The 17,320-nt window shown below is 37.1% G+C and carries 34 protein-coding genes; 18 read left to right on the top strand and 16 right to left on the bottom strand.

Going from position 1 to position 17,320, the window contains the following annotated elements; all coding sequences use genetic code 11:
• Positions 1 to 2 precede the first annotated feature (2 nt).
• Genes MNY27_RS08300 through MNY27_RS08270 form a run of 7 tightly spaced genes read left to right on the top strand, consistent with a single transcriptional unit; the run spans position 3 to position 4,172 of the window.
• Positions 3 to 1,295, top strand: coding sequence for a phage tail protein (locus MNY27_RS08300; RefSeq protein WP_346392120.1), 1,293 nt, complete (start codon positions 3 to 5; stop codon positions 1,293 to 1,295).
• A 12-nt stretch (positions 1,296 to 1,307) separates the two neighbouring features.
• Positions 1,308 to 1,820: a hypothetical protein gene (locus tag MNY27_RS08295; protein ID WP_346392119.1), complete on the top strand. Its 513-nt coding sequence runs from the start codon at positions 1,308 to 1,310 to the stop codon at positions 1,818 to 1,820.
• A 2-nt stretch (positions 1,821 to 1,822) separates the two neighbouring features.
• A complete protein-coding gene (locus tag MNY27_RS08290; protein ID WP_346392151.1) occupies positions 1,823 to 2,146 on the top strand; it encodes a DUF1353 domain-containing protein in 324 nt (107 codons plus the stop codon).
• 9 nt (positions 2,147 to 2,155) lie between these two features.
• Positions 2,156 to 3,289 carry a hypothetical protein gene (locus MNY27_RS08285; RefSeq protein WP_346392118.1) on the top strand — a complete coding sequence of 378 codons (1,134 nt, stop codon included), beginning with the start codon at positions 2,156 to 2,158 and terminating at the stop codon, positions 3,287 to 3,289.
• Between the two features lie 13 nt (positions 3,290 to 3,302).
• Positions 3,303 to 3,785, top strand: a complete 483-nt coding sequence (locus MNY27_RS08280; RefSeq protein WP_346392117.1) for a phage major tail tube protein — start codon at positions 3,303 to 3,305, stop codon at positions 3,783 to 3,785.
• Positions 3,785 to 3,943 carry a hypothetical protein gene (locus MNY27_RS08275; RefSeq protein WP_346392116.1) on the top strand — a complete coding sequence of 53 codons (159 nt, stop codon included), beginning with the start codon at positions 3,785 to 3,787 and terminating at the stop codon, positions 3,941 to 3,943. Before MNY27_RS08280 ends, MNY27_RS08275 begins: the two co-directional genes overlap by 1 nt.
• 1 nt (position 3,944) lies before the next feature.
• Positions 3,945 to 4,172 carry a phage tail assembly protein gene (locus MNY27_RS08270; protein WP_346392115.1) on the top strand — a complete coding sequence of 76 codons (228 nt, stop codon included), beginning with the start codon at positions 3,945 to 3,947 and terminating at the stop codon, positions 4,170 to 4,172.
• An 87-nt stretch (positions 4,173 to 4,259) separates the two neighbouring features.
• Here the strand turns inward: MNY27_RS08270 and MNY27_RS08265 are convergent, their stop codons facing one another.
• Complete coding sequence (locus MNY27_RS08265) at positions 4,260 to 4,469, bottom strand: hypothetical protein (protein WP_346392114.1); 210 nt, start codon at positions 4,467 to 4,469, stop codon at positions 4,260 to 4,262.
• Between the two features lie 30 nt (positions 4,470 to 4,499).
• Here MNY27_RS08265 and MNY27_RS08260 point away from each other — a divergent pair, with 30 nt between their 5' ends.
• The 9 genes from MNY27_RS08260 to MNY27_RS08220 all read left to right on the top strand — a co-directional run bounded on the left by MNY27_RS08260 (position 4,500) and on the right by MNY27_RS08220 (position 10,497).
• Entirely contained in the window at positions 4,500 to 6,383 is a 1,884-nt protein-coding gene (locus MNY27_RS08260) for a phage tail tape measure protein (RefSeq protein WP_346392113.1), read from the top strand.
• Entirely contained in the window at positions 6,384 to 6,749 is a 366-nt protein-coding gene (locus MNY27_RS08255) for a phage tail protein (protein ID WP_346392112.1), read from the top strand. It begins immediately after the preceding gene.
• Positions 6,746 to 6,955, top strand: a complete 210-nt coding sequence (locus MNY27_RS08250) for a tail protein X (RefSeq protein WP_346392111.1) — start codon at positions 6,746 to 6,748, stop codon at positions 6,953 to 6,955. Before MNY27_RS08255 ends, MNY27_RS08250 begins: the two co-directional genes overlap by 4 nt.
• Complete coding sequence (locus MNY27_RS08245; protein ID WP_346392110.1) at positions 6,952 to 7,881, top strand: contractile injection system protein, VgrG/Pvc8 family; 930 nt, start codon at positions 6,952 to 6,954, stop codon at positions 7,879 to 7,881. The genes MNY27_RS08250 and MNY27_RS08245 overlap by 4 nt, the downstream gene beginning before the upstream one ends.
• Before the next feature lie 10 nt (positions 7,882 to 7,891).
• Complete coding sequence (locus tag MNY27_RS08240; protein WP_346392109.1) at positions 7,892 to 8,092, top strand: hypothetical protein; 201 nt, start codon at positions 7,892 to 7,894, stop codon at positions 8,090 to 8,092.
• Between the two features lies 1 nt (position 8,093).
• Positions 8,094 to 8,477, top strand: coding sequence for a hypothetical protein (locus MNY27_RS08235; RefSeq protein ID WP_346392108.1), 384 nt, complete (start codon positions 8,094 to 8,096; stop codon positions 8,475 to 8,477).
• 16 nt (positions 8,478 to 8,493) lie between these two features.
• Complete coding sequence (locus MNY27_RS08230; RefSeq protein ID WP_346392107.1) at positions 8,494 to 8,652, top strand: hypothetical protein; 159 nt, start codon at positions 8,494 to 8,496, stop codon at positions 8,650 to 8,652.
• Complete coding sequence (locus MNY27_RS08225) at positions 8,649 to 9,056, top strand: hypothetical protein (protein ID WP_346392106.1); 408 nt, start codon at positions 8,649 to 8,651, stop codon at positions 9,054 to 9,056. Before MNY27_RS08230 ends, MNY27_RS08225 begins: the two co-directional genes overlap by 4 nt.
• A 304-nt stretch (positions 9,057 to 9,360) precedes the next feature.
• On the top strand, positions 9,361 to 10,497 hold the full coding sequence (locus MNY27_RS08220; RefSeq protein WP_346392105.1) for a site-specific integrase: 1,137 nt from the start codon (positions 9,361 to 9,363) through the stop codon (positions 10,495 to 10,497).
• Between the two features lie 3 nt (positions 10,498 to 10,500).
• Here MNY27_RS08220 and MNY27_RS08215 read toward each other — a convergent pair whose 3' ends face one another.
• The 15 genes from MNY27_RS08215 to MNY27_RS08145 form a co-directional block, all read right to left on the bottom strand.
• A complete protein-coding gene (locus MNY27_RS08215; protein WP_346392104.1) occupies positions 10,501 to 10,746 on the bottom strand; it encodes a hypothetical protein in 246 nt (81 codons plus the stop codon).
• Entirely contained in the window at positions 10,743 to 11,027 is a 285-nt protein-coding gene (locus MNY27_RS08210) for a hypothetical protein (RefSeq protein ID WP_346392103.1), read from the bottom strand. The genes MNY27_RS08215 and MNY27_RS08210 overlap by 4 nt, the downstream gene beginning before the upstream one ends.
• The gene (locus MNY27_RS08205; protein ID WP_346392102.1) at positions 11,020 to 11,673 is read right to left on the bottom strand and encodes a hypothetical protein; all 654 of its coding nucleotides are present in this window, start codon (positions 11,671 to 11,673) and stop codon (positions 11,020 to 11,022) included. Before MNY27_RS08205 ends, MNY27_RS08210 begins: the two co-directional genes overlap by 8 nt.
• A 4-nt stretch (positions 11,674 to 11,677) precedes the next feature.
• On the bottom strand, positions 11,678 to 11,983 hold the full coding sequence (locus MNY27_RS08200) for a hypothetical protein (RefSeq protein ID WP_346392101.1): 306 nt from the start codon (positions 11,981 to 11,983) through the stop codon (positions 11,678 to 11,680).
• A gap of 152 nt (positions 11,984 to 12,135) precedes the next feature.
• Positions 12,136 to 12,441 (bottom strand): hypothetical protein, encoded by a 306-nt coding sequence (locus MNY27_RS08195; RefSeq protein ID WP_346392100.1) that lies wholly within the window; start codon positions 12,439 to 12,441, stop codon positions 12,136 to 12,138.
• Positions 12,438 to 12,752, bottom strand: a complete 315-nt coding sequence (locus MNY27_RS08190; protein ID WP_346392099.1) for a YopX family protein — start codon at positions 12,750 to 12,752, stop codon at positions 12,438 to 12,440. Before MNY27_RS08190 ends, MNY27_RS08195 begins: the two co-directional genes overlap by 4 nt.
• Positions 12,745 to 12,885, bottom strand: a complete 141-nt coding sequence (locus MNY27_RS08185; RefSeq protein WP_346392098.1) for a hypothetical protein — start codon at positions 12,883 to 12,885, stop codon at positions 12,745 to 12,747. Before MNY27_RS08185 ends, MNY27_RS08190 begins: the two co-directional genes overlap by 8 nt.
• Complete coding sequence (locus tag MNY27_RS08180) at positions 12,860 to 13,354, bottom strand: hypothetical protein (RefSeq protein ID WP_346392097.1); 495 nt, start codon at positions 13,352 to 13,354, stop codon at positions 12,860 to 12,862. Before MNY27_RS08180 ends, MNY27_RS08185 begins: the two co-directional genes overlap by 26 nt.
• A gap of 1 nt (position 13,355) precedes the next feature.
• Positions 13,356 to 13,793: a hypothetical protein gene (locus tag MNY27_RS08175; RefSeq protein ID WP_346392096.1), complete on the bottom strand. Its 438-nt coding sequence runs from the start codon at positions 13,791 to 13,793 to the stop codon at positions 13,356 to 13,358.
• Between the two features lie 18 nt (positions 13,794 to 13,811).
• On the bottom strand, positions 13,812 to 14,141 hold the full coding sequence (locus MNY27_RS08170; RefSeq protein WP_346392095.1) for a hypothetical protein: 330 nt from the start codon (positions 14,139 to 14,141) through the stop codon (positions 13,812 to 13,814).
• On the bottom strand, positions 14,138 to 15,091 hold the full coding sequence (locus tag MNY27_RS08165) for a helix-turn-helix transcriptional regulator (protein ID WP_346392094.1): 954 nt from the start codon (positions 15,089 to 15,091) through the stop codon (positions 14,138 to 14,140). The genes MNY27_RS08170 and MNY27_RS08165 overlap by 4 nt, the downstream gene beginning before the upstream one ends.
• An 8-nt stretch (positions 15,092 to 15,099) precedes the next feature.
• Positions 15,100 to 15,246, bottom strand: coding sequence for a hypothetical protein (locus MNY27_RS08160; protein WP_346392093.1), 147 nt, complete (start codon positions 15,244 to 15,246; stop codon positions 15,100 to 15,102).
• A complete protein-coding gene (locus MNY27_RS08155) occupies positions 15,243 to 15,395 on the bottom strand; it encodes a hypothetical protein (RefSeq protein WP_346392092.1) in 153 nt (50 codons plus the stop codon). The genes MNY27_RS08160 and MNY27_RS08155 overlap by 4 nt, the downstream gene beginning before the upstream one ends.
• A gap of 96 nt (positions 15,396 to 15,491) precedes the next feature.
• Positions 15,492 to 15,674, bottom strand: a complete 183-nt coding sequence (locus MNY27_RS08150; protein ID WP_346392091.1) for a hypothetical protein — start codon at positions 15,672 to 15,674, stop codon at positions 15,492 to 15,494.
• Positions 15,675 to 15,938: 264 nt separating this feature from the next.
• Positions 15,939 to 16,205 carry a hypothetical protein gene (locus MNY27_RS08145; RefSeq protein ID WP_346392090.1) on the bottom strand — a complete coding sequence of 89 codons (267 nt, stop codon included), beginning with the start codon at positions 16,203 to 16,205 and terminating at the stop codon, positions 15,939 to 15,941.
• A gap of 121 nt (positions 16,206 to 16,326) precedes the next feature.
• Between MNY27_RS08145 and MNY27_RS08140 the strand changes: the two genes are divergently transcribed.
• Together MNY27_RS08140 and MNY27_RS08135 are read left to right on the top strand one after the other, a co-directional pair.
• On the top strand, positions 16,327 to 16,743 hold the full coding sequence (locus tag MNY27_RS08140; RefSeq protein WP_346392089.1) for a helix-turn-helix transcriptional regulator: 417 nt from the start codon (positions 16,327 to 16,329) through the stop codon (positions 16,741 to 16,743).
• 9 nt (positions 16,744 to 16,752) lie between these two features.
• Positions 16,753 to 17,320 (top strand): hypothetical protein (locus MNY27_RS08135; RefSeq protein ID WP_346392088.1); only part of this gene is annotated, 568 nt, incomplete at its 3' end.

Genomic DNA, 17,320 nt, shown 5'->3' with positions numbered 1-17,320 from the left:
AGATGGCGTTTTATACGATTTTAACAGACATAGGCAAAGAAAAACTTGCAAATGCTACAGCACTAGGAACTGTTGTTTCACTTACAGAAATTGCAGTAGGTGACGGTGGTGGTGTTTCTGTGCAACCTGCAACAACTGATACAGCTTTAATAAATGAAGTGTGGAGAGCTGCACTGAATAACATTAGCATAGATTCAAGTAATGCTAATTGGGTAGTTTGTGAAGGCTACATCCCATCAACTGATGGAGATTTTACAGTGCGTGAAGTCGGCTTATTTGATGTGGATGGTGACATGATCGCAGTGGGGAACTACCCAGATACATACAAGCCAACATTAGCAAGTGGAAGCGCGAAAGATCTTTACATCAAAGTGATCATCGAAGTAAGTGATGCCGGTGTAGTTGAACTTAAAATAGATCCTGCAGTTGTTCTCTCGACGAGAAAATATGTTGATGATGAAGTTGCCAAAAGAGCTTTGTTGCAAGGGGATAAAACTAAGACTTTTAAAGTTGGTGATGCTGTGAATGCAGATGAAGCAGTAAGTAAAGCACAGCTTGATTCTAAACCGACTGGATATAAAAACCTACTAATTAATCCAAATGGTCTAATAAACCAAAGAGGTTATGTCAGCGGTACTGCAACAGTAGCAGATAATGAATATACATTAGATAGATGGAGAGTTGTAACTTCTGGAGAAGCATTAACATTCTCTACAACTGATAATGTTACTACATTCACAGCACCTTTAAATGGTGTTGAACAAATTATAGAAAATATCAATTTAATAGGCGGAGATTATATCTTAACATTTAATGGTACTGCTACTGCAACAATTTCGCAATCAAGTGACAATGTTACATATACATCAGTTACAGCTAATACTGATGGAAGCTATACATTAACTGGTGGGTTATACACAAAAGTCACTTTAACTAATGGAACTTTCAGTCTCCCTCAACTAGAGCAAGGAAAAGTAGGGACGCCTTTTGAGCAAAGAACAACTTGTTTAGAGTTGACATTGTGTCAGAGATACTATGAAACAGGTCGTGGATGGCTAGAAGATGGTGACAGTTCAAATGGTAATGTACATGTTGGTAATGCAAATTACAAAGTTTCTAAACGAGTAGCAGCTACTTGGTGGAATGGTACATTATATCATGTAAATGGTGGTACTTCAAGAAGTGGCACATTAAATCCTAGTGATGATATAAATGGTGGGTATGTTCATGGGTACTTTACAAGTGATTCAGGTTATTCATATTGGTTTGATTGGACTGCGGATGCAGAACTATAAGGAGTTAAGAAAATGATTAACACAGTAAAAATTAAAGAAAATGGGTATTTAATTAACGATGAAATGTATGTGCCTAACGACAGTTCAAATAGACACTACCAAGAAGTTCAAGAATGGCTGAAAACCAACACACCTGAACCTGAGTTTTCCATCGAAGAACTAAAGTTGCAAAAAATAAGTGAAATAAACAGTTCTTGTAGTAAGCAAATTGTAAGCGGATTTACTTCAACAGCTTTAGATACTGCAACACCTACAACTTATCACTATCAGAGTGAGCAAATAGATCAGCTTAACTTGATTGGATTGGTGAGTGGTGGTGTTGATGATGTGTTGAAATGTTCAAAAGATGATAGTAGTGGAAATCCAACTACTTGGAACTATGAGTTACATACGATAGCACAACTTACACAAGTGCTTAATGATGGTAAGGCTTATAAAATAAACTTGCTCACAAAAGCTGCTGACTTGAAAGCGCAAGTAGAAGCAGTTGCAACACAAGCTGAGCTTGATGCGATTGTGTGGTAGTCATGTTATTGCTTGAACCACTTGAAAACAACCGATACAAAGTAGCCAAACCATACAAATATAAAAACATTATGGTTCCAAAAGGGTATGAGACGAACGGGGCAAACATTCCGCGTATTTTGTGGAGTGTATGGCCGCCGAATAAGAGTGACTTTATGCATGCAGTTGTTGTTCATGACTACTTGTGTGACAAAGAGAAGTACTCACTTGCAGATGATCTGTTTCGTGAGGCATTACAAGAATCAGGTGCATCCAAACTTACAGTTTGGCTGTTTTATACATCCGTCAGTCTTTATCATAGATTGCGGTATCCATCACATTATTAGGAGGAGATTATGAGTTTAAACAGAGGTGTCGTCGTTGACGTCGTGAGTACAGGTGCAAGACCTATTAGTGTTTCAAGTGTTATTCCTTTAGCACTTGTTTTAACAGCAGATGCGGGTGTAACTGCTGGGACTAAATACTTTGACAGTATTAAATCCGCTTTGGCAGATACAGAGATAGCAGCGGCTACAGGTGGAAACATCTTGAAGTATTTGCAGTTTGGTGAGGATAAATATGGTCTTATTGTTCCACTTATCATATCAGTAGCTACAGTTGATGCAGATGCTGCAGTTGAGAAAAGCAATGTCATCAATGCAGTCAATGCTATTGCCACTGCACCGTCAATCTTTGGGATTCGCCCGGATATTATCGGTGTAGGGGATTGGGATAGCGATATCGATGTGCAAAATGCAGTTGTTGCAACGGCAGATAAGCTCAAAGCACGCTCATTTGTGTCGCTTGATGCAACAGACAACTCGGATGCCATCACAAAAAGAGATGCTTTAGGAAGCCGTCGTATTACGCCTGTGTTTACCAACTTGATGGACTACAACACAACACTAAATGCTAGTGATGAGTACTGTGCATCTGTTGTGCTTGCGTATCTTCGTGCTTCTATCGATGGAAGTAAAGACATCGGGTACAGCTACTCAATCTCAAACAGAGTGATTCCTGTAAGTGGAGTAAAAGTCAATCGTGAGTTCCTGGCAGGTTTCCAGGATGAGACAGATCCGCTAAACGATAAACAGATTACAAGTTTCATTAACTACAGCGGCATTCGTACATGGAACTATGAGACTTGTGACATCGACCCTATTTGGCAAGATGCTCGCCGTGTTCGTATCTTTGACCTCGCATCGTTTGCGGTTATTGACGGGATATTTTGGGCGGTAGATCGTGACCTTAATGCGTTAGATGCTGCACTTGACTCTTTAAGAGCGTTTATGGCTTCACTTGTTGGTGCAGATGTGATGCTTGGGTTTAAAGTCTATCTTGATTTAGAGAGAACAACTGCAACAGCGATTACAAACGGTGAGTTTTACTTTACTATTGAAGCACAAGAGACTCCATCTCCTGCGCTTATTAAAGTGACTTTTGACAGAGTGGACGCATACGCAAGTGTTGTGTATGAGAAATTAGCATAAGAAGGAGCGTGAAATGGCTACATTGATTCCAGGAAAGATGAAGAGAGTAAATCTCTTCGTGTCGGGTTTAGGGCTTTTAGGTTTGGTAAAAAATGTAAAACTACCATCGGTTAAAACAAAAAAGGATGTCATTAACGGCATCCATGTTGACAGCGGGTTACTCGAGCCTATGGAGTTTGAGTGTGAGCTTACTGATTTTAACGCAGATATGCTCAAAGAAGCTGCAAAGATGAGTAAAGCATCACTCAAAGTCAAAGGTGATTATCTTAAAAACAATGCAAATGCAAAGTTCACGGCAACACTTGGCGGCTCACTCGATGTTGATGTAGATTCGCTTGAGGATGGCAAAGAGTTTGCACAAAAAGTGAAGATGTATGTCAATGTTTACAACTTGAATCTTGACGGTGAAGAGATCTATGACATCGACCTGCAAAATGTCATCGCAAAAATTGGCGGTAAAGATATCTACGAGGCAACTCGTTCGGCGGTGCTGTAATGAAAGTTAGAGCTACACACTATATCTGTATAAAAGATAAGTCGCAAAAAGATGTCCTTGTCATGCGTCGCGGTGATGAAAAAACTGTAAACAAAAAAGAGGGGGAGCTTCTTGAAAGAGAGGCTACCGGTAAATTTGAAATAGTAGAGGAGAAATAGTATGCCAAAGATTGAACTTTCAACTGGAAAAACTCTGGAGATGCGTCGTCCAAAAGTTAAAGATATGAATATGATCAAAGATATCAAAGATGATCTTGAGCGTGAGCAGGCACTTATCATGAATCTGGCTGAGTTGAGTAAAGATGAACTTGAAGATATGGATATCTACGATTATACTTTACTTCAAAAAGAGCTTGTGGGTTTTACTTCTACCAAACCGAAGATTTAATATCCAATATAGCAATGCTTGGGCATTGGCTGCATTTTGGATATGCAGAACAGATGGATATGGAAGTGGAAGTTTGGGAGATGTTTCTTAAAGAGGCGCAGATGTTGGCTGAGGCATCAAGTAGAGTTTGATGCTTCCAACAACACCTGAGACAAAAAAGAGTAAAAACAGAGCAATGCCAAGGTACTCGTTTATCAGTGCTCCGAGTACTCCAAAAAAAACAGCGATTAAAAGAGTGCCAAAGAGGCTTGCAAAAGTTGCTAATGCTGGTCTGAGTGCGTTTTGTAATGTATTCATACCATTATTATAACATAAAGGGGAGAGACGATGGATAGTATGTTCACACTCGGTGTAGTTTTAAGTGCAAAAGATATGCTCTCACCAGCTATGGGTAAAGCCGGGCAGTCTGTCTCAAAGCTGAGTTCAAAGATTCAAGCAGCAAGTGGAAAGATGGCAATACTAGGAACTGCATCGTATGCAGCAGGTCGCGCAATGCTCTCTCCTGTTACGGATACGATAAATGCTTATCGGGACCTTGCAAAAGTGCAGGGTGACATCGCTTCACTTGGAATAAGTGCAAAAGGTATCGACACAATTACAAAGAGTGCAAAAGAGTTTTCAAACCAATTTGCAGGAGTAACGGCAAATGAATTTGTAGCTGCTTCTTACGACATAAAATCAGGGATAGCAAGTTTAAGTGATGAAGGTGTCGCAAAGTTTACGAAGCTTTCAGCAATGACTGCAAGAGCGACCAAATCATCCGCAGCAGAGATGACGAAACTCTTTGCGCTTGGCTATGGAATATTTAAAAACTCAGATGAGACTGACTTTGATTTTGGAGATAGATTTTCTGCACAAATTGCTCAAGCTGTAAAAAGCTTTCGTACTGACGGAAGCGATTTAACACTTGGTTTGTCTAATATAGGTGCGGCGGCTAAAAAAATGGGGGTTTCACTCGATGAAGAACTCTCTATACTTGGTGTTGCAAAAAGTGCCTTTAATAGTGCGAGTGAAGCAGGTACAGGATATAGAGCATTCTTAAATGGTGTAGGTAATGCACAAGATAAACTTGGTCTTATATTTACAGACAGTGCAGGAAAAATGCTTCCAATGGTTGACATACTTGAAAAAATAAAAGAGAAGTATGGTGATAACATTAAATCAGTAAAAGCACAGCAAGAACTGAAAAAAGCTTTTGGATCAGATGAAGCAGTTAAGATGGTAAATGCTTTGATTGACAAAACAGATGATTTGACAAAATCGCAAAAAGAGCTCAATAATGCGACTTTGGAAAATACAGAGATTATGGCCAAAGAGAGAAATAAAGGCCATGAGTTTGAGATACTGAATCATCAGGTAACGAATTTATCAACAACTATAGGACAAATGTTCGCTCCTGTTGTAAGAACAATGAGCAGCGTTCTTGGAAGTGTCATTAAAAAAGTGCAGTCATTTGCAAGTGAACATAAAACTGCAACAAAGGTAATTGCCTATGGTGTTGCTGCATTTGGTGCTTTACTTACTGTTGTAGGTGCAGTATTAATTCCTATTGCTGCCATTGGTATGGCTCTGCCTGCTGTTGCTACAGGTTTTGGAGCTGTAAGTGTTGCTGCAAAAGTTATGGGCGTAGCTATAAAAGGTGCTTTTGGTCCTATTGGAATCATTATCTCTGCAGTTGCATTCGCTGCATATATGATCTACGATAACTGGGAACCTATTAGCAAATGGTTCGTTGGTATGTGGAACGGTTTTAAAAGCATGCTCTCTTCTGTATGGAGTTATATGAAAAAAGCTTTCTCGTGGTCCCCACTTGGACTTGTTGTTAAAGGATATGGTGCGATGTTTGATTGGCTTAGCTCTAAGTTTGAATGGTTTCGTTCTGCTGCACAAACTATGGGTGACATCGGTTCTAGTATAGCCGGCTTTTTTGGTTTTGGCGGTGATAGCAAGATAGAAGTTTCAAAAACAGTTGCTTCATCATCTTCCGGTACTACAAAAACAGCTCCTGTCATTAGCACTAAACCAACTGGATCAAGCAGAAACAATCATGTTAATAATATCAGCACTAAAACAGCATCGAATAATAGCTATGCAATATCTGTTAATGTGCAAAGCGGCGACCCAAAAGAGATAGCGCACCATGTAAAAAGAGTTGTCAAAGAGATGGAAAGCTCACGCAAGAATCGTAGCTTTAATGATGAGGAGATTTAGATGCTTGCTAAAGTTGGAGATTTTGTATTTGATCTGAATAATAAGGACATAACATCGCTTACACATCAAATATCTTTGAAGTGGAACAAGCAAAAACGACTTGGGAATCATCAGCATATTCAAAAAGATGGAGAGTTTGAGGAAATCATCTCTTTTAATGGGAAGTTGATCTTAAAGAGCGTCAACATACTTAAAAGTTTTGAAGATATGGCAAAAGAGGCAAAACCTGTTCGCATGACACTTGGAACCGGTGAGAGCTATATGGTAGTGATTGAAGATATATCACGCTCTAAAAGCGGGTTTTTTAAAGATGGGAAGTTCCGTTATCAGGAGTACTCCATCTCATTACAAAGGTATTTCAAATGAATCAGTATAGAGCAGTAGATGGTGATAGACTCGACATCATAGTTTTTAAAGCTTATGGAAGCATCGATGCAGTTGTGTTTGATGCAGTGCTCGATGCGAATGAGCATCTCTTAAACAGCAGTGTTTTAAAAGCCGGGGATATTGTCTATCTTCCTGAAGTAGCTCGGAGTGTTGATGAGAAAAAAACAGAGGCACTCTGGTCATGACTCCACTATTTAAAATTGAAGCAAACGGTGCTGATGTTACCGCACAACTGCAAAAGGATCTAAGCTCCATTAGTTTTAGCGATGAGGACGGAAATCAATCTGATGAGATTACTCTTAAAGTTGCTGGAAATTTCAAGAGGCCGAAGTACCAGGACGAGATAAAACTTTGGCTTGGGTATGAAGAGGTGGGTCTTTTTTACTGTGGTGTGTTTAAAGTACAAAGTACCCAGCGAGATAAGTACTCGTTAAGCATAAGTGCAACCGGTGCAGACTTCTCATCGGCTCTCAAGCAAAAGAGAGATACAAGCTATGAGAAAGTATCACTCAAAGATGTCGCACAGATTGTGGCAAGCAGACATGAACTCAAACTCAAAAGTGATTTTGAAGATATGTTGATGCCGCATCTCTCTCAGACAAACGAGAGTGATCTGCACATGATGAAGCGACTCGCAAAAGATTATAACGGAATATTTTCCATCAAAAACGGCACACTTGTTTTTCTCAAGCGTATTAAAGAGAATATGGCATCGGATAAGCTGCCGGTGTTTGAGATAGATGTAAGTGAGTGCGATAGCTACAGCATCAAACATTCAGACAAAACAATCTACGGAGCATGTGAAGCTTCCTGGCACGATACAAAAGAGAATATTGTGAAGTCTGTAACAGTTGGCAGTGGTGAACCTGTGCTCAAGCTCAAAGGAAATTTCAAAACACCGGCAGAGGCAAAAGCAAAAGCTGAGGCAAAACTGCAAAATGCAAACCGAGGTGTAAAGAGTGGAACTATATCTATGTACGGCAAGGAGATATATGCAGGTGGTATGTTGAAATTAAGTGGAGCTGGTGAAGATGATGGCGAGTACTCCATCAAGTCAGTAAATCATACATTTGATAGTGGCTGGAAGATGAGTATAGAGATTGAGAACTAAAGGAGAGGTTATGAAAAACTGGAAGAGTACATTAGCATTTTTTATTTTTATAGGTATATATCTTTTTAGCGTTGTGCAAGATAAGCCAAATGCAGTAATTGAAGTTGCAGGATATATTGCACTTTATAGTTCTATATTTATGATGTTTAGAAGTGATTTTACAAGCGAAATGGTCGCTAAGATCATTGATAATATCAAGATAGGAAAGTGATATGTTTCAAATAGGGGTATATAAAAACATGGTTATTGCTGGTGTAATTGGAATTATAGTGTTCGCACTCTATTTTTACATTCATGGACTCAACAATAAAATAGATGATCTTGAGAGGAGCTTGATGAAAAACCAGGTGAAGCTTGCAAATACAAAGCTTGAATCTACAAGATATAAAGCAGCTCTTGATTCTCAGAATAAAGAGATGGAAATGCTCAGAGCACAAACAACTTTATCAGAGGCAAAATTGAAAAAATACAAGTCAAAGCCACCGGAAGTGAGATACAAAGTAATTTATAAAACAAGGGAGGTAAAAAGCAATGAGTGTTCAGATGTTCAGAGTGTTATTGATGGTGTTCGTGCTATTGACTTTTCAAGCTTGTAGCGAGTGTAAGCCTCAAGTGAAATATGTTGACAAACCGTATGAGGTAAAAATACCTGTTAAGTGTGTAGTGCCAGATGCAAACTGTAGTTTTGACAGAAATACAAGCACGGAAGTGATCTCTTCGCTGCTTGAATGTATTATCGATATGAAACGAAATGAAGAGGTGTGCAAGTGAAGTCTAAATATTTCAAGATACATGAGCTAGTGCCAAAGAAAATGTATGACAGATATGGACAAAAAGCTTGGAGATATGTCGATGTTCGGCTTATCGAAAGCATTGACAAGCTCAAAGAGCATTTTAATCTTGGAACTATGACTATCAATAACTACTTTTGGGGTGGTGATAGAGAGTGGAGTGGGATCAGAATGCCTGAGAGTAAATACTACTCATATGGTAGCCAACACTCTTATGCAAATGCTTTTGATATTGTTTTCAGTGACTATAGTGCTGAGGAAGTCAGAAACTACATTATTAACAATCAGCATGAATTTCCGCATATTAAAGGTTTGGAATTAGGTGTGAGTTGGGTACATCTTGATGTAAGAAATGAGGATGAACTTGTGTTGTTTAGGAGTTAAAATATATTCTTAGGTTTCAAATAGGTTACAAAAAGTATTTTGCAGGTTTTTAAAAAACTCTGCAAAATATCGTATTTATCGAACTTATAGACTATTCAGCTACTTCTACGACAACTGGTGTTGATTCCCAAAGATTAAAAATAATCATATACTTTATAGAATACCTAAATATAGGGTTTTCTTCGCTACACTCGTGCTTTTAAGCATTTCTCATAATTTTAAACTTTCCTATTTAAACACATATTAACCTATATAATCCTATTATTTGGTTACTAATAGGTTACCAAAAAATATAGGAAGTTGCATGGTAAAAACAAAGTTTACCGGTGTGTATTATAGAGATACAAAGAACAAAGATAGGGTGTATTATATCATATACAAAATCAAAGGCAAAACAAAAAAAGAGAAAGTAGGTAGTGCCAAAGAAGGTGTTACTGCTGCATATGCAAGTAAGATAAGGTCTAAGAGAACATCTGTTGAGAGATTACATGATGATGCTCCTATGCTGCAGAATAAAGTTATGCCTACATTTGATGAGTGTTTTTATCTGTATATGAATAAAATAGAAGGCAAAAGCGATACGAGAAATACAGAGGGTCGGTATAGACTCCATCTCAAAGATACTTTTGGACATCTGAAGCTTGATGAGATTACAACTGATATGCTTGAAGAGTTTAAACGCAAAGCAAAAAAGAAGATTAGCAAAAGAACGGGAAGAGCCTATGCACCTAAGACAATAAATGATTGGCTTGATATTGTAGGTAGTGTTTTTAATTTTATGATCATGCAACACGATGTGAAGATAAAAAATCCTGCACATGGATCAAAGCTTGAGAGAGTGCATGTAGATAATGATAGAGAGAGATACCTTGAGGTTGATGAGATACAAAAGGTTTGGGAGGCATTAGAAACTAGGGTTGGGAGTCATTACAAAGAGTATGTAACTGAAAATATGAAAGTATTTTTAGCGTTAAGTCTCTCAACTGGTGCGAGGCTTAGAAGTGTGCTTACTATTAGAAAAGCGGATGTAAATTTGCAAACAAATACAATAGTGATAAAAAATCATAAATCAAACAGAACTTATCATGGGTATCTGCATCCCAGGTATAAAGAGCTCATTGAAAATCGCATGAAGAAACTTTCCCCTGTTGATTATCTAGTAAATGGGAAAAAGACGGAATTACATCGGGTTAATGTTTACAAGGTGTTTATGGATATATTTAATGATTTATTTAATGAGGGATTGAATAAGGGAGATACAAAGAGGAGGGTTGTTATACATACACTTCGGCACACATTTGCTTCGCAGTTGGCCATACAGGGTACACCTATCTATACGATTATGCGACTGATGGACCATTCTGACATAAGCCAGACAATACGGTATGCGAAGCTGAGTCCAGACAGTGCAAAAGAGAGTGTATTTTCACTAAAAATATAGCTCTCATGCTGTCTTTTTCTCATTTTGTACGAGTGTTTTAGCTATGGCAGTTATGGAGTAAAGGATCTGTCCCTTTTCTTTGTTGTTTCGCCTTGTGTAAGGTATGCCGATAGCTTCTGCACGATCAGCTTCTAATGCCTTGGATGATATACCAAGGGCATCTGCTGCTTCTTGTGGTGTGAGTGTCAATTTTTTGAACTTCTCAAAAAGCATTTTTGTCATAAGTTCTACTTCCATTACTGATGTCATAAGTTTATCCTTTTCCCTGTCTCTGCATAAACATATCCTTTATGGATACATTTTCCTCTTTTTCCATTTTGAGGAACATACTCTTTACATTCTGCTTTGCCACAGTCGCCATCATCAATAAAATCGCCAAATAAAGTACACCATCGAATATTTGTGTCTTTATCTTCTTTGGTTTCAAGCAGTTCTAATTCTTTGATATTGTTGATTTTTTTGTACTCTTTCCAATATTCCAAGTCATAGCTTACTTCGCCATGTTCTGTTGTGTATAATATTTTACTCATAATCACTCCCGTCCTTATTAACTCTCTCAAATTTATACACAAAAACATAGGGATTATCTTCCCACTTGTATCCTTTTTGTGCTGTTTTATTCCAAAGATTCGCCCATCTCCATGTATACAATTTTCTGCATTCTTTCTCAGTTAAATTGTTATCCCAGTAAGGTGTCCCCTCTGCCTCAACATCGCTTGCACTTATGCTTTGCAACCTCTCCACACGAACATCAGTAATCTTTAAAAAGATACGAGCCATCTCCTTTATACAGCCGTTTGGAATGCCATTACAATGAGACATCCAATCTACTACAAAACCATCTTTAATAAACCTCTTTGGTATGCCTAGTTTTGAAGTTGTATTATCTGCAAGATAGTGGAAGTGTATTTCCTCTGTGAAGCACATATCTATCTTTACAGGCTCTCTAATCCAAACAATGTCACCTTTTTGGTATTTTGAATTTATAAATAGCGGTGGTGAAGAGTGATTTTGACAACCTCCAGCACTAAAATTAAACTTTACACAACTATCAGGCTCCAGTAGTGTTGGATTATCATACATAATAGTATCAACTTTAATAGCTCTTCTTGTTTGACTCTTTCTGCCATCTAAAATAGCTTTTGTCATTTCTGCATTAAATAATATTGACTTCATCTGCCTATTTCCTTAGCACTCTATTCAAAATTTTATCTTCTGAATAGAGATACATAGAGCCTGCATTGTTTTTTACAAATCTAACGCCATACTGTATTCGCTTTTTCGTTATCTCTATGCGCTCTATTCTTGCAACTTCTTTTGTGTCTGGAAGCGAAACACTTGTATGAGTTCCACAACATTCGCATTGTCCATACTCCGTGTTTGATCTCATAATCTCAACAAGATCATCAATATCATATAGTGTATTTATCTTCATATCTTCATCCCATATTGTTGTATTTGCTTTCTCCCATGTTCTTTTGTGCATTTCACATCCTGACAATAAACCCACTACCACCGGACATAAGCCATAGTGTAAGTGTCACTTGCAGACCCCGTATGTCATGAGAAGCAACTTCCTGGTATATGCCATTCTTTTTATGTATGCCCTTGAGCATAAATATCTTCTTAGGATACATGCTATCTTCTTGGGTAAGGTTCTTCATACACCGGCACTGACCCGTGAGGTGCATTGTATTGTTGTGCCGGTTGCTGCTGTTGGTAGCCTTGATTTGCCCCGGCGGTGTTTGCGTGAGTTCTGTTCTCATCTCTGTCAAAGCAGTTAAATTTTAGCTCAGTAATACCGACCGGTATCGACTCTATCTCACCAAATACTTTCCCATCATCACCGATGACAAGTGAACCGATGTTGATCCATTTCGTTTTTACCGCATTTGTATTTTTGTCCGTATAGCTCTTCGCTACGCTTATGTTCATTTTTCTCATTTTATTTTCTCCTTATTTTCGTAAATATTTCCAATAACTTCCACATGCGTTGTTAAATAACAGTAGCCACTCGCTTTTATTTTCATAGCTATCATATATTTTCCATAATCAAAAATGACAACTCCAATGCCGCCATCATTGTTTTTAACAATGTCCCCTTCATAAATCTCTACACCGTTTTTGTCTTTTAGTCCTGTCCACTGCATCAAAACATCATGCTTGTTGGTACTTAGTAATGCTTCGTTGTGTAAGTCTATGTAGTACATCAGTTTTTCTTGGTGCTGCCATTCTCTAAACTTAATCTCACGCATCTTCAACAACCTCATACTCATGCTCTTGAAACTTGCACATAGTTCCAAATATCTTTACCGTGACAACTTTTGTTTTTGTATCGTAGTGTTCCACTTGAAGCACTACATCATGATTGAGTATTTTTATCTTCATTTTTTACCTTTTGTAGTAGATTTAATTTTCGTCTTTTTACACCTGTAACGACAGATAGTTCATCGAGTATGTAGTCAGACACCTCATAGCTTGTAAGTTCTATCTCTCCGCTGTATGCTCCATTTGCATAGATTTCCATCTGTTTGTCGTGAATGTTTGCATGTTTGCTCATCGCATCTGCATATAGATCATATAGTCGCACGACCGTAGATACTGCATCTATCTTTATGTTTTTGTCTGCAAAATGATTTATGCAGTTTTTCCATGCAGCATCTGATAATGCGATGGCTTCATGAAACTCTTTTGCATTGCTGCGTGAGCGTTTAAACATAAACTTCTTAATGCGTCTTCGTATCTCATTTATAGGCTTTTTTCTATCAGCTGCTACTCTTGGATAATAATTTGACATGATGCTGCCAATGATGGAACTGATGATGATTGCGTTTTGAAGAGGTGTTGTTTTTTTCATATTAGTAAAACCCAATCTTTATTCCATACATATCGATGATTACATCTGCAAATTCTGCATTTCGTTTTTGTTTTGATACATAAAATGGTGTTTTCTTTTTCACCATCTGCTTTATGAAGGCATCAGTAACTTCGACAAGCCTTGCACCATAGATTTTTTTTGTTTTCAATGAGATTAGTTTTTGGCCAATCATTGACGCTAAATGATCTGGAGTTAATCCAAGTAATCTTTCAAACTCTCTCATAGGATAATATCTTCCAAGATCTGTACAGGCATGCTGTGCAATAATCTTGTATTTTTGGGGAAGTGTTTCTATTTTTACTGCATTGTAATTTCCAATCTTTTCAATATCGAATCCATTTTCTTTACGAAACAGACCATATGAAACACCACATTTTCTATATAATTCAGATGTAAGTACATATCCTTTATAGATCATCTTGTCTCCTATCCATATCTAAACTGCAGATTTGTTTTTTATTAAATTATCAAAAATAGTTATTGGCTCAATGTAGAAAGTTTTTTGACGAATAATATCTTGAATTTTTTCAGATTTTTCAAGCAAAAAACTCCTAATACTATTCGAGGCAAAATGTGCTTGAGTTGGATTAAAACCAGTTAAAATTGGTAACCTGACATCAAATTTATAATCAGATACTGCAAAACGAACTGAACCAATTTTAATATTTTCATAAAAGACTGAATAATAATATACTCGACGATTGTTAAACAAAATTTTTGATCTAGTTAAGACAACTTTTAAACGCTTTTTGTATTTCATGTTCATTTCTCTCTCCTAATACCCGCTCTGCTCAGATAGGTACCTATTGTTTTAGGTGTATAACCTAGTTTTTGTGCTATCTCCTGGATGGATAGCCTCATCTCAACCCTCAAATGTCTCAGCTCATCGATGCTTACTTTTTGGGTGCGTTTTTTCAGACCATATTTTCCTGCGAGCACTGCCACAGTTGTTTTGTTGCACTTCAAGAAATCAGCACACTCTTCTAGCGTTTTGTTTTGGATGATGTAGAGTTTTTCAAGCTGCTTTTTTGTCGGTCTTTTGTACTCATGTGCCTGTATTTTTCGCTTTATCGAGTCCTCTCTTTTTTTAGCAGCTCTGATTGTTGCTTCTTTTAGCTCTCTAAAAGCCCAGAGATAACCTTTGTGCAGACCACATGTTTTGATGGCTCTTCGTACATTTTCTCTGTTAAATCCATATCTTTCAACTGCACCCTGTGAGGAGTACTCTTTTACGGTTATGAATGTTTTAGGACATATCTGAACGACAGGCTTTGCGTGAGGCTGGTTTTGCCGTTTCTTTCTCTGCTCTTGCGACATCACCATGCCTTTTCTACCGCTCTTGTGGCTGATGCCTCTCTCTTTTTTACCAAGTCCCAGCCGTTTTATCTCTTTTAAAACCCAATGATTTGGAACATTAAGTTCTTTGGCTATTTCGTAAGTTGTTTTTTGTCTGCACCAGTATTCTTTCATGATAAAAGATGCTGTGAGTGGCTCTCTGTCTTGATACGGAATATATGAACTTTGTGTTTGTGCTTCATCTACTTCCAGATCATCTTCATCATAATCTTCCAGGTACATATTTTTGTTCTGATCAGCTATATATCTGTCCATATCGAACATTGCTTTTGAGATATATTTAGAGTATTTCGGATTAGAATATAGATTCTTTTGTGTTGTTTCAAAATAGTTTGATGCCAACTCTATAGATACTTTCATTTTTCACCTCATTTCAAAAGCCTAAAAAGTTTTAGTATCATCTGTTTTTGTTTATCCGTCATCGGTTCATCAAGCAGATCATACACAAGCTCTTTAGCCTCTCTTACTACACTTTTGGCTTCTTGGAGCAACTCTTTTACACGAGTCTCACTCATCGTCTCTTCCTGGTGTAAAAATCTCTGAATGTGTAATCTTGTCGCGTAATATAATCACTCTCTTTCTCACTCATAAACCATCTGGCCAAAACAGCTATAAAAGCAGCGATAGCCAAAATCCATACTCCAATTACAGCTGTCTCTTCCATCGTTTATCCTTTTTGTGTTACAATTTCTTTGTTTATTTCTAAAACAACTTTTCGGCCAGATGTTCCAGCATCTGTTCGAATCTCTCAAAACCGCTTTTAATCCGTTTTGCCATCTTCTTCCTCCATATCTTTTAAACTATGAGCTACACTAAAGAGTTTCAGTGCAACATCAAGCAGTATTGGCGATAGTCCTGGCTTGTCTTCTTTTTCTGCAAGGTATCGCAACTTTGCTTCCTGCTCCTGCAGCATCTCTACAAGTTCAAGGTTAGTTCTTCGCATTATCACTCCTTTGACGACACGCAACATGGTGCGCATTGTTAAGAGGCGTGGCGTGTCTATTATAAATCTCTGTGCAACATATAGCAGGGAGAATCTATGTCGTAGTAGTATGGGAACTGCTATATGCTGCATCGAGAGTTAAAAACCTCACTCCGCTTGATGAGCTTCGGTACTGTTTAGTCTTAACATGTGTCAATCCTGCGTGACACTTCTTTAAATAAAAAAACTTTGAGATAAACTCAATAGAGGCTTACTGATAAGGCTCTATGAATCTAACAACTTAATATTGTTTTCTTTGCAATACTGCTTGAATCCTTGAATGTTGTCAGTAAAATAGTCAAATACTTTTCTGTCAAGTGGAGTTGATTTTCCATTTCTGTGGAATTTATTGCTAATGATAGTTTTAATTGTTGCCGCAGTTGTTTGAAGTTCACGAGCTACATCTTCTAACTCTTTGTTGTTTATCATGAGTCTTGCTTGAATGTTTTTGTAAAGAGAAACATTGACATTGAATCTAGGATTAACTCTCATTTTTGTCTAACCTTTTGTCTATTTTTAATGATTCGCTATAATGTTATTGTTATATAAACATAAACGATATTGACATTATAAACAAATATTTATTATATTGTCAAGTCAAAAAGGATACTTTATGTCAAATTGGGGAAAAAGATTTCAAGAAACAAGATTAAAACATGAAATGACTCAGAGTGAATTAGCACAAAAAATAGGTATTGATACAACAGCTTTAAGTAGATATGAAAGCGGAAGAGGAGCAAAGCAGTTTCCTAGTAGTTTAAAAGATAAATTAATTGGTATTTTTAGTATAGACGAAATTACATATATTGACATTGGAAAGACTGCTTCCCAAAGTATCGTTGGAAACAATAACAATCAAGCAGGAAGAGATCAAGCTCTTATGGATTCTTTTAGGCAGATGCAAAAAGAGGATAAAAAAGTGCTTGATGATGCAATCATCAATGCTGTAGTAGAGATGATGAAAGATTTTAATGATGACAAGAAGATAAAAGCACTCCAGTGTATAACAGAGATACGACTTGGGAAGTAGAGTTATTGTATGCATAGAAGAAAGTCGTATCAAAAAGTAAGCTCAAACATTCAGCGTATTGATGGAAATAACAATAATCAAGCTGGGAGAGATATAAATCATAATAATTTTTTAGGTTCTTTAAAAGTAAACCCTCAAGATGTAGAAGTTGATGCAATAATAAACTATAGTAGGTTATTGTCTTTTGCATTTGTTGCTGGTGCTATGCTTATAACACTCATAATTATTAAAATTCCTCCTGGAAAACAGATACCAGGTTTACTGGAAATGTACTTTTTTATTACAATGATGGCTTTTGTAATGATGCCGATTTTTATGAGTTTTTTTACACTTGAAAGTGTTCTGAAATTTTTGTCATACTTTTTAAATCTTAAAGTTCGCTATAAAGATGGGATCCTCGAATATGGAAAAATTAAAAGGAAATTTTATAGCGAGATATGGGATATAAAGTACAAAAAAAGTTTTTTTGGATCTAGTGCAATTTTAACTATATATGCGATGAATGAGAAGAAAAAAATCCCTTACAAAGATATAATTCGATTTAAAGATGATGCAAAGGCAAAATATATATATGATT

This window comes from Sulfurimonas sp. NWX79 (genome assembly GCF_039667035.1).
GTDB lineage: Bacteria > Campylobacterota > Campylobacteria > Campylobacterales > Sulfurimonadaceae > Sulfurimonas > Sulfurimonas indica.
The sequence above is the reverse complement of the archived record's forward strand: the minus strand, read 5'-3'. Positions and strand labels throughout refer to the sequence as shown.

Bases quoted from the DNA above. Each gene is read 5' to 3' on its own strand.
- MNY27_RS08300 (WP_346392120.1), top strand. From the start codon at position 3: ATGGCGTTTTATACGATTTTAACAGACATAGGCAAAGAAAAACTTGCA.
- MNY27_RS08295 (WP_346392119.1), top strand. From the start codon at position 1,308: ATGATTAACACAGTAAAAATTAAAGAAAATGGGTATTTAATTAACGAT.
- MNY27_RS08290 (WP_346392151.1), top strand. From the start codon at position 1,823: ATGTTATTGCTTGAACCACTTGAAAACAACCGATACAAAGTAGCCAAA.
- MNY27_RS08285 (WP_346392118.1), top strand. From the start codon at position 2,156: ATGAGTTTAAACAGAGGTGTCGTCGTTGACGTCGTGAGTACAGGTGCA.
- MNY27_RS08280 (WP_346392117.1), top strand. From the start codon at position 3,303: ATGGCTACATTGATTCCAGGAAAGATGAAGAGAGTAAATCTCTTCGTG.
- MNY27_RS08275 (WP_346392116.1), top strand. From the start codon at position 3,785: ATGAAAGTTAGAGCTACACACTATATCTGTATAAAAGATAAGTCGCAA.
- MNY27_RS08270 (WP_346392115.1), top strand. From the start codon at position 3,945: ATGCCAAAGATTGAACTTTCAACTGGAAAAACTCTGGAGATGCGTCGT.
- MNY27_RS08265 (WP_346392114.1), bottom strand. From the start codon at position 4,469: ATGAATACATTACAAAACGCACTCAGACCAGCATTAGCAACTTTTGCA.
- MNY27_RS08260 (WP_346392113.1), top strand. From the start codon at position 4,500: ATGGATAGTATGTTCACACTCGGTGTAGTTTTAAGTGCAAAAGATATG.
- MNY27_RS08255 (WP_346392112.1), top strand. From the start codon at position 6,384: ATGCTTGCTAAAGTTGGAGATTTTGTATTTGATCTGAATAATAAGGAC.
- MNY27_RS08250 (WP_346392111.1), top strand. From the start codon at position 6,746: ATGAATCAGTATAGAGCAGTAGATGGTGATAGACTCGACATCATAGTT.
- MNY27_RS08245 (WP_346392110.1), top strand. From the start codon at position 6,952: ATGACTCCACTATTTAAAATTGAAGCAAACGGTGCTGATGTTACCGCA.
- MNY27_RS08240 (WP_346392109.1), top strand. From the start codon at position 7,892: ATGAAAAACTGGAAGAGTACATTAGCATTTTTTATTTTTATAGGTATA.
- MNY27_RS08235 (WP_346392108.1), top strand. From the start codon at position 8,094: ATGTTTCAAATAGGGGTATATAAAAACATGGTTATTGCTGGTGTAATT.
- MNY27_RS08220 (WP_346392105.1), top strand. From the start codon at position 9,361: ATGGTAAAAACAAAGTTTACCGGTGTGTATTATAGAGATACAAAGAAC.
- MNY27_RS08215 (WP_346392104.1), bottom strand. From the start codon at position 10,746: ATGACATCAGTAATGGAAGTAGAACTTATGACAAAAATGCTTTTTGAG.
- MNY27_RS08210 (WP_346392103.1), bottom strand. From the start codon at position 11,027: ATGAGTAAAATATTATACACAACAGAACATGGCGAAGTAAGCTATGAC.
- MNY27_RS08205 (WP_346392102.1), bottom strand. From the start codon at position 11,673: ATGAAGTCAATATTATTTAATGCAGAAATGACAAAAGCTATTTTAGAT.
- MNY27_RS08200 (WP_346392101.1), bottom strand. From the start codon at position 11,983: ATGCACAAAAGAACATGGGAGAAAGCAAATACAACAATATGGGATGAA.
- MNY27_RS08195 (WP_346392100.1), bottom strand. From the start codon at position 12,441: ATGAGAAAAATGAACATAAGCGTAGCGAAGAGCTATACGGACAAAAAT.
- MNY27_RS08190 (WP_346392099.1), bottom strand. From the start codon at position 12,752: ATGCGTGAGATTAAGTTTAGAGAATGGCAGCACCAAGAAAAACTGATG.
- MNY27_RS08185 (WP_346392098.1), bottom strand. From the start codon at position 12,885: ATGAAGATAAAAATACTCAATCATGATGTAGTGCTTCAAGTGGAACAC.
- MNY27_RS08180 (WP_346392097.1), bottom strand. From the start codon at position 13,354: ATGAAAAAAACAACACCTCTTCAAAACGCAATCATCATCAGTTCCATC.
- MNY27_RS08175 (WP_346392096.1), bottom strand. From the start codon at position 13,793: ATGATCTATAAAGGATATGTACTTACATCTGAATTATATAGAAAATGT.
- MNY27_RS08170 (WP_346392095.1), bottom strand. From the start codon at position 14,141: ATGAACATGAAATACAAAAAGCGTTTAAAAGTTGTCTTAACTAGATCA.
- MNY27_RS08165 (WP_346392094.1), bottom strand. From the start codon at position 15,091: ATGAAAGTATCTATAGAGTTGGCATCAAACTATTTTGAAACAACACAA.
- MNY27_RS08160 (WP_346392093.1), bottom strand. From the start codon at position 15,246: ATGAGTGAGACTCGTGTAAAAGAGTTGCTCCAAGAAGCCAAAAGTGTA.
- MNY27_RS08155 (WP_346392092.1), bottom strand. From the start codon at position 15,395: ATGGAAGAGACAGCTGTAATTGGAGTATGGATTTTGGCTATCGCTGCT.
- MNY27_RS08150 (WP_346392091.1), bottom strand. From the start codon at position 15,674: ATGCGAAGAACTAACCTTGAACTTGTAGAGATGCTGCAGGAGCAGGAA.
- MNY27_RS08145 (WP_346392090.1), bottom strand. From the start codon at position 16,205: ATGAGAGTTAATCCTAGATTCAATGTCAATGTTTCTCTTTACAAAAAC.
- MNY27_RS08140 (WP_346392089.1), top strand. From the start codon at position 16,327: ATGTCAAATTGGGGAAAAAGATTTCAAGAAACAAGATTAAAACATGAA.